This is a genomic window from Nostoc sp. FACHB-888 (genome assembly GCF_014696655.1).
GTDB lineage: Bacteria > Cyanobacteriota > Cyanobacteriia > Cyanobacteriales > Nostocaceae > Nostoc.
The window spans coordinates 242,101-248,128 of sequence record NZ_JACJQM010000003.1; the positions used below are offsets into that span (position 1 = coordinate 242,101).

General features: G+C 43.3%; 7 protein-coding genes and 1 pseudogene. 1 reads left to right on the forward strand and 7 read right to left on the reverse strand.

Annotation, left to right across the window (positions count from 1 at the left end):
* Positions 1-25: 25 nt before the first annotated feature.
* The 3 genes from H6G26_RS03780 to mnmE all read right to left on the reverse strand — a co-directional run bounded on the left by H6G26_RS03780 (position 26) and on the right by mnmE (position 2,719).
* Positions 26-346 carry a hypothetical protein gene (locus H6G26_RS03780; protein WP_347242430.1) on the reverse strand — a complete coding sequence of 107 codons (321 nt, stop codon included), beginning with the start codon at positions 344-346 and terminating at the stop codon, positions 26-28.
* 63 nt (positions 347-409) lie between these two features.
* Positions 410-1,180: an SDR family NAD(P)-dependent oxidoreductase gene (locus H6G26_RS03785; protein ID WP_190727974.1), complete on the reverse strand. Its 771-nt coding sequence runs from the start codon at positions 1,178-1,180 to the stop codon at positions 410-412.
* A 144-nt stretch (positions 1,181-1,324) separates the two neighbouring features.
* Complete coding sequence (gene mnmE / locus H6G26_RS03790; RefSeq protein ID WP_190727975.1) at positions 1,325-2,719, reverse strand: tRNA uridine-5-carboxymethylaminomethyl(34) synthesis GTPase MnmE; 1,395 nt, start codon at positions 2,717-2,719, stop codon at positions 1,325-1,327.
* Positions 2,720-2,920: 201 nt separating this feature from the next.
* On the opposite strand from mnmE, the gene H6G26_RS03795 reads away from it, so the two are divergent.
* Positions 2,921-3,121 carry a hypothetical protein gene (locus H6G26_RS03795; RefSeq protein ID WP_190727976.1) on the forward strand — a complete coding sequence of 67 codons (201 nt, stop codon included), beginning with the start codon at positions 2,921-2,923 and terminating at the stop codon, positions 3,119-3,121.
* 38 nt (positions 3,122-3,159) lie between these two features.
* Here the strand turns inward: H6G26_RS03795 and H6G26_RS03800 are convergent, their stop codons facing one another.
* From H6G26_RS03800 to H6G26_RS03815, 4 genes and pseudogenes are all read right to left on the reverse strand, one after another.
* Positions 3,160-3,828 carry a Uma2 family endonuclease gene (locus H6G26_RS03800; RefSeq protein WP_190727977.1) on the reverse strand — a complete coding sequence of 223 codons (669 nt, stop codon included), beginning with the start codon at positions 3,826-3,828 and terminating at the stop codon, positions 3,160-3,162.
* A 58-nt stretch (positions 3,829-3,886) separates the two neighbouring features.
* Positions 3,887-4,387, reverse strand: coding sequence for a GNAT family N-acetyltransferase (locus tag H6G26_RS03805; RefSeq protein ID WP_190727978.1), 501 nt, complete (start codon positions 4,385-4,387; stop codon positions 3,887-3,889).
* Between the two features lie 116 nt (positions 4,388-4,503).
* Positions 4,504-5,877 (reverse strand): annotated as a pseudogene (locus H6G26_RS03810) (alkaline phosphatase PhoX).
* Positions 5,878-5,912: 35 nt separating this feature from the next.
* A partial coding sequence (locus tag H6G26_RS03815; RefSeq protein ID WP_190727979.1) for a transposase occupies positions 5,913-6,028 on the reverse strand: 116 nt, incomplete at its 5' end.

Sequence of the window (6,028 nt, forward strand, 5' to 3'; positions counted from 1 at the left end):
AGCGATCGCATATTAAAATACAGAGTCAGTTATTTACAACATTATCTGAAAAATACGTTGCTGAGGATACAGAGTTTTTGCCAACCAAGATAGGTTCTCCCTTTACTCCTCCCCGGGTAAGAGTACAAATTTTATAAAGGTTTTCGCACTCAAAGATTGCCATAACTAGCTCTTTCCCGGTTTGATAAGAGGATGGTAAGGGTTTACCTACCTCGCATTCCATATCAATTTCGCGATCGCGCCACTGTAACTTCCAAATACGCTTTTCGGTTATTGGTGCTTTGACAGACTGAGCGATCGCACTATACACCTGCTCTGCTTTGATATCATCTTTAGCTGCTGGCACAAAAAACTTCATAGGCTTTGGTTACAAGTAATGTGAGTTTAGATTAGCACCAGCGTAACTTAGTTACCAAGGCAATCTGCTCCCATCCCACGAGAAAAACTGTCCACTATCACCTTCTTGAAGCTGTTCAATCACAGCCAGTAATTGGTTAACGGTGCGTTCCACTGAGAATAATTTTTCCGCAGGTACATTTCCCTGGAAAGGATGGGAAAGGCGCGTATCAGTTGTACCAGGATGCAATGTCACTATTAATGCTTTAGGACAACTTCTTTTATACTCAATTGCCGCGGTTCGCATCAACATATTAAGTGCTGTTTTAGAAGCCCGATAACCATACCATCCACCAAGTTGGTTATCGCCAATACTGCCCAATTTAGCAGAAATACTAGCGAACACACTGCGTTCTCCATGACGAAACAAAGGCAATAGATGTTTAGCTAGCAAGACAGCACCAATACTATTTATTTGAAAGTAGCGGAGCAAATTTTCCGAATTGAGTTGTCTTAAGCTTTTTTCAGGTTGCAAATTATCTTCATGCAGCAGCCCTACACAGTTGACTACCAAATGCAGTTTGTCAACTTGAATACGTATTTTTTGAACAGCTTCAGCAATCTGCAACTCGTTAGTAATATCCATCTCCAAACAAATTAATCGCTCAGAATGTTCGCCTGCAAGAGATATTAACTCTGAAGCTGACTCTAGTTGACGATAAGTTGCATAAACTTTGGCTATTCTGTGATCTTGTAGCAATTTTTTCACAAAACCCAAACCAATACCTCGGTTGGCTCCCACGATCAATGCGTTGACAGGATTAATTTCATCGATAAAAGACATATCAATTTAAGTTATTTGTGGAGGTATTTCATATTCATAGCGAGAAACCAAATAAGCACCAACTTGTCTGTCGCTGTGATGTCGGAATTTGATGGCATCAATTTGTTAAAGCGAAAAACAATCAATATGTTAACCAACACCTTACTATTTACCAATACAAAACTTGCTAAAAATCTTATCCAAAACTGATTCCGTTACTTCTTCTCCAGTAATTTCTCCTAGTGCTTGAATAGCTCCCCGTAAGTCAATAGTCCAAAAATCAAGAGGTAAATGTTGGGCAATTGTTGCTTGTACCTGTTCCAAAGAAATTTTAGCTTGAGTTAAGGCTGCGGCTTGCCTTTGGTTAATGGCTAAATCCATATCAGCAGCTTGAACTTTTTCAGATTGAATTATCTCTAAAATTGCTTTTTCTAAACCATCAATGCCTTGATTTTGGGCTGCGGCTGTAACAATTTTATATTTTAAATTTGGAATTTGAGATTGAAGAATTTTGCTTGCGTCTTCTTCTACTAAATCGATTTTATTAATAACTAGAATTAATGGACGGTGTTGCACTTGTTCATAAATTTCTTGATCGCCTTCCGTCCAACCGACTGAAGCATCAATGGTAAGCAAGACTAAATCAGCCGCATTGGCAGCACGACGCGATCGCTCTACACCAATTTTTTCTACTTGGTCTGTTGTTTCCCTAATCCCAGCTGTATCTAGCACTTGTACGGGAATTCCCCCGACAACTAACTGCGATTCCACCACATCGCGGGTTGTACCGGGTAAGTCAGTCACAATAGCGCGATCGCTCTGGCTCCAAGCGTTCAATAAGCTGGACTTACCCACATTCGGCCGCCCCACAATTGCTACTTTTAAACCAGTGCGTAGCAACTCACCTTTATCTTTGGTTGCCAATAATCTAGTTATTTCGGCGGCAATTTTCTCGATTTCTGATATTATTGCTTTATCATCCAACGGAGGCAAGTCTTCCTCAAAATCGATTCGAGCTTCGATTTCTGCCAAAATATCTAAGCAGTTGGCGCGTAACTGCCGGATCGGATGAGCTAATTTTCCCTGTAAACCAGCTAGGGCAGTTTGGGCAGCTTGAGGCGATTTAGCTCCCACTAAATCCGCAATACCTTCGGCTTGAGTTAGATCCAATCGTCCATTTAAAAAAGCGCGGAGAGTAAATTCTCCTGGTTGGGCAAGTCTTGCGCCGTTTTCCAAACACAGTTGTAATACCTGCTGCACTGCCATAATTCCCCCGTGGCAATGGAATTCCACTACATCTTCACGAGTGTAAGAACGGGGTGCTTTCATAATCAGCAACAGAGCTTCATCTACCAGTTGTTGCGTCTGGGGATGGCGAATGTAACCGTAGAGAATCTGGTGGCTTTCCCAAGTTTGCCGCCCTGGTGCGTGAAAAAGAGTTTGGGCTAGAGCCATTGCTTGGGAACCGGACACCCGTACAATACCAACACTACCCTGTTGGGGGACAACAGCAGTAGCGATCGCAGCGATAGTTCCAGTAGTAGCAAAAACTTCTGACATGAGCGCCTTTCATAAGAGTGAGAAGTTAGGAGTCAAAATCATAACTCATAACCGATAACTTTCTAAATGGTAAGTATTTAGACTAATGAGATGACAACTGGCAAGGTAAAATTTACCTGGAGGGTAAAGGGTGAATAGTTAGGGATGAAATGTTATAACTCACAACTCATAACTAATAACTTTTAGAGAGAGGAATTTACTGTGGAGCAAAAAATTAACTGCGCTGTAGCCTGTGTTAACGGATGTGTTTTAGGGGATAAATGTCCCAATATCGAGTTTAGAGAAGCCGCAGCAAAATTTATTGAAGAGACTCCCTTAGACCAAATGTTGGAGTTGGCACAAGAACGTCTGCGGAAAAAAATAACGGAACCACCAAAATGGGTTCTTCCTGAAGATATATAGTATTCGCGCCAACAGGTTTAAGTAAAACAGCGTGGAGGCTAAATAGTATCTGAATCTATATTTAATTCTCGCAGTTTCGCTGCCAAGCGATCGCTGCGTTTTTTCTCTTGTTGTGCAACTTCTTCCGGTGTTGCAACTAATTCTCCTTCAGGAGTGAAAAAGCATAAATTTTCTTGATAAACCCCCAAATACAAACCTAGCTGTTGACTCCACAACCAACCTTGAGGATTGGGTTCCAACGGTTGATATTCACCATCAAGCAAATGGAACCCTGTAAATTCTAGTGTTTCTGGGTCAAACCAGAAGTAATCTGGTGTGCGAAAGATATCTTGATAAATTTGTTTTTTTAGCCCCTTGTCAGTGTCGCCTGTGCTATCTGAGAGAATTTCTATAATTAGATTAGGATATTTGCCATCTTCTTCCCAGACAACCCAACTTTTACGGGGTTTGCGTTCAGTTCCTAGTACTACAAAAAAATCTGGCCCCCGAAAATTTTCTGATTTGCGCTGGCGTGGACTGTAGTAGATGGTAAGATTACCCGATGCATAAAAATCGTTACGATTTCGCCACAACCACTCTAAGCATTGAATCAGCAGCGTCATTTGTAGCCGATGTAAGTCAGTTTCCAAAGGCGGTTCGTCACTATATAAATCCCCTGGCGGATATATAACATCTTTTGAAGCTTGAAAATCTTTGGTGACAGACATAGCGGCAAGTGTCTCAGTGCTATAAGTTTAACGTAGCAGTGAGAAGCATAGAGGCTATCTACAAAAACCTTTCAATGATGATCTCATCTATATACGTTCCTTTGATCTTGGCTTGTCTCTGTGCCGTCCCAATTATGCGAAAACCATGCCAGAGATAACTAGCTAACGCAGGGGCATTATCGGCGCGAACGTAGGTTAAGATTTTTTCGTATCCTTTGGTGCGAGCGGTTTCAAAGGTAGCCTCAAACAGACTTTTGCCAATGCCTTGTCGTCGGTACAAAAGATTCACATATGTTCCGATGATTCCTACGTGGTCAAAGGCGTGTGTAAACGTCGCAAATGGTTCCATAGTTTGAAACCCAACAACCCTCTGCTCTGGAAAGCGCACAGCAACATGAAACACCCCACGCTGGGGAAAATTCAATATATACTCCCGTTCGGCATCGACTGTGAGCGGTGTATCAAAGGCAGTGTATAAACTGGTTTCAATGATAGGGTTCAGAATGCCAATAATCGCCGTAGCATCATCGAGTTGTACTTCTCGAACCAGCAGATTCATTTCCAGTTGTCTCCTCTGTATTCCTGGAATCTCATTCAACTAATAAAAATAGGGCTACTCCAAGAATAAACTGGAGTAGCCCTGTAAGCGATCAAATCACTTAGATATAACTAACCTTATGCTCGGTTTCTGTTCCAAGGCCCCCAAATCGCACAGGTAATTCCAGGGGATTGGAGATTGACAAACATTGTGCGGCCATCAGGTGAGAAGCAGGCTCCTGCATATTCACTTTCATTGATATTGTTTTTTGCAAACTGATACAGCTCGCCGCTTTGATTAACGCCGACAATATAACTGTCTCCGCCTCCATCTTCACAAAGAATCAAGTCACCAAAAGGAGCAACTGTAATGTTATCAGGGAAGTCTAGTACACTTTCTCCAGGAGACTCAACGACTAAAGTCAATGTGCCGTTACTAGGATTGTAAGCAAAAACTTGACCAAAACCAGCGTCGCCACCACTGGTACAGGTAAAGTAGATCGCGCCATTGCCATACCAAGCACCTTCACCCCGCGCAAAGATTGCAGCACCCGTTGCCTGGGCTTGTCGTCGCACTGAAGCAGAACCACTATCGGTATTGGGATCAACGTTGTTAATCGGAACCCAGGTGGTTGACAACGCTATATTCTTATAGGCGAGGTAGTTTCTGCGCGTATCCGCAGGTGCGCCTACAATTACAAGCGCCTCAAGCACGCCACCGCTTTGCAAGTTACCTTGCTGGTTAGGGCGGAACCTATAGAAACAGCTATCGCCCCTGTCTTCGGTTTGATAGACCCATCCAGTTGCCGGATCAACAGCAACAGCTTCATGGTTAAAACGTCCCATAGCAACTAGAGGCACTGGGTCGGCAACCTGAATTTCGTCTGTCGCTGGCACTTCAAAATTATAGCCATGCCTTTTGGTTGCTCCACCAGATGAGGGAAGCGTTACGTCCTCTTCACAGGTAATCCAGGTACCCCAGGGAGTAGGGCCACCCGCACAGTTACGAATTGTGCCGCCTAGAGAAGCAAAATGCTTGATTACCCGACGATTGGGCCCAACTACAATATTTGTCGTGCCGCCACCTAGGCGATCGTATAGTTTGTCTTGAGGTACACGGACTGGGTTAGAACCCAAAGCACCCAGTTCATGATTCCGCACCAGAATTGTGGTGTTCTTAGGGCCCTCGAATGCAGCCATGCCATCATGATTCCCAGGCACAGTACCACCATCACTCATTGCCTGACCTGTTACTGAGATCGCTGTGTAATTAAAGCCAGGAGGAAGCTGCAAAATGGAAGTATTGCCTAAGTCAATACCACCCAAAATGACACCTTAGAGTTCATCTGCATTTTCGGCTAGCTTAGGTGCTAATGGGCCGTAACCATCAGTTAATCCTACAACTTGGCCATTAGCACGTCTTGCATATAAGGCTTCTAGAGGAGAAAGCATTGTAACACCGACAGCACTCGCACCAGCTAATGTAAAGAAGTTACGTCTTGATAATTTCATTAGAGGCTGTTTGAAAAGTTTGGGGGGGTAAAATTTTATGCTAATCGTCTTACCATGATCCGGATCATGGCAAGGTAGATAAACGTCTCCGATGTTTCCGGTAATAACTCATAGTCTCTGGCCAATCGCCGACAGCCCATTAGCCACCCAA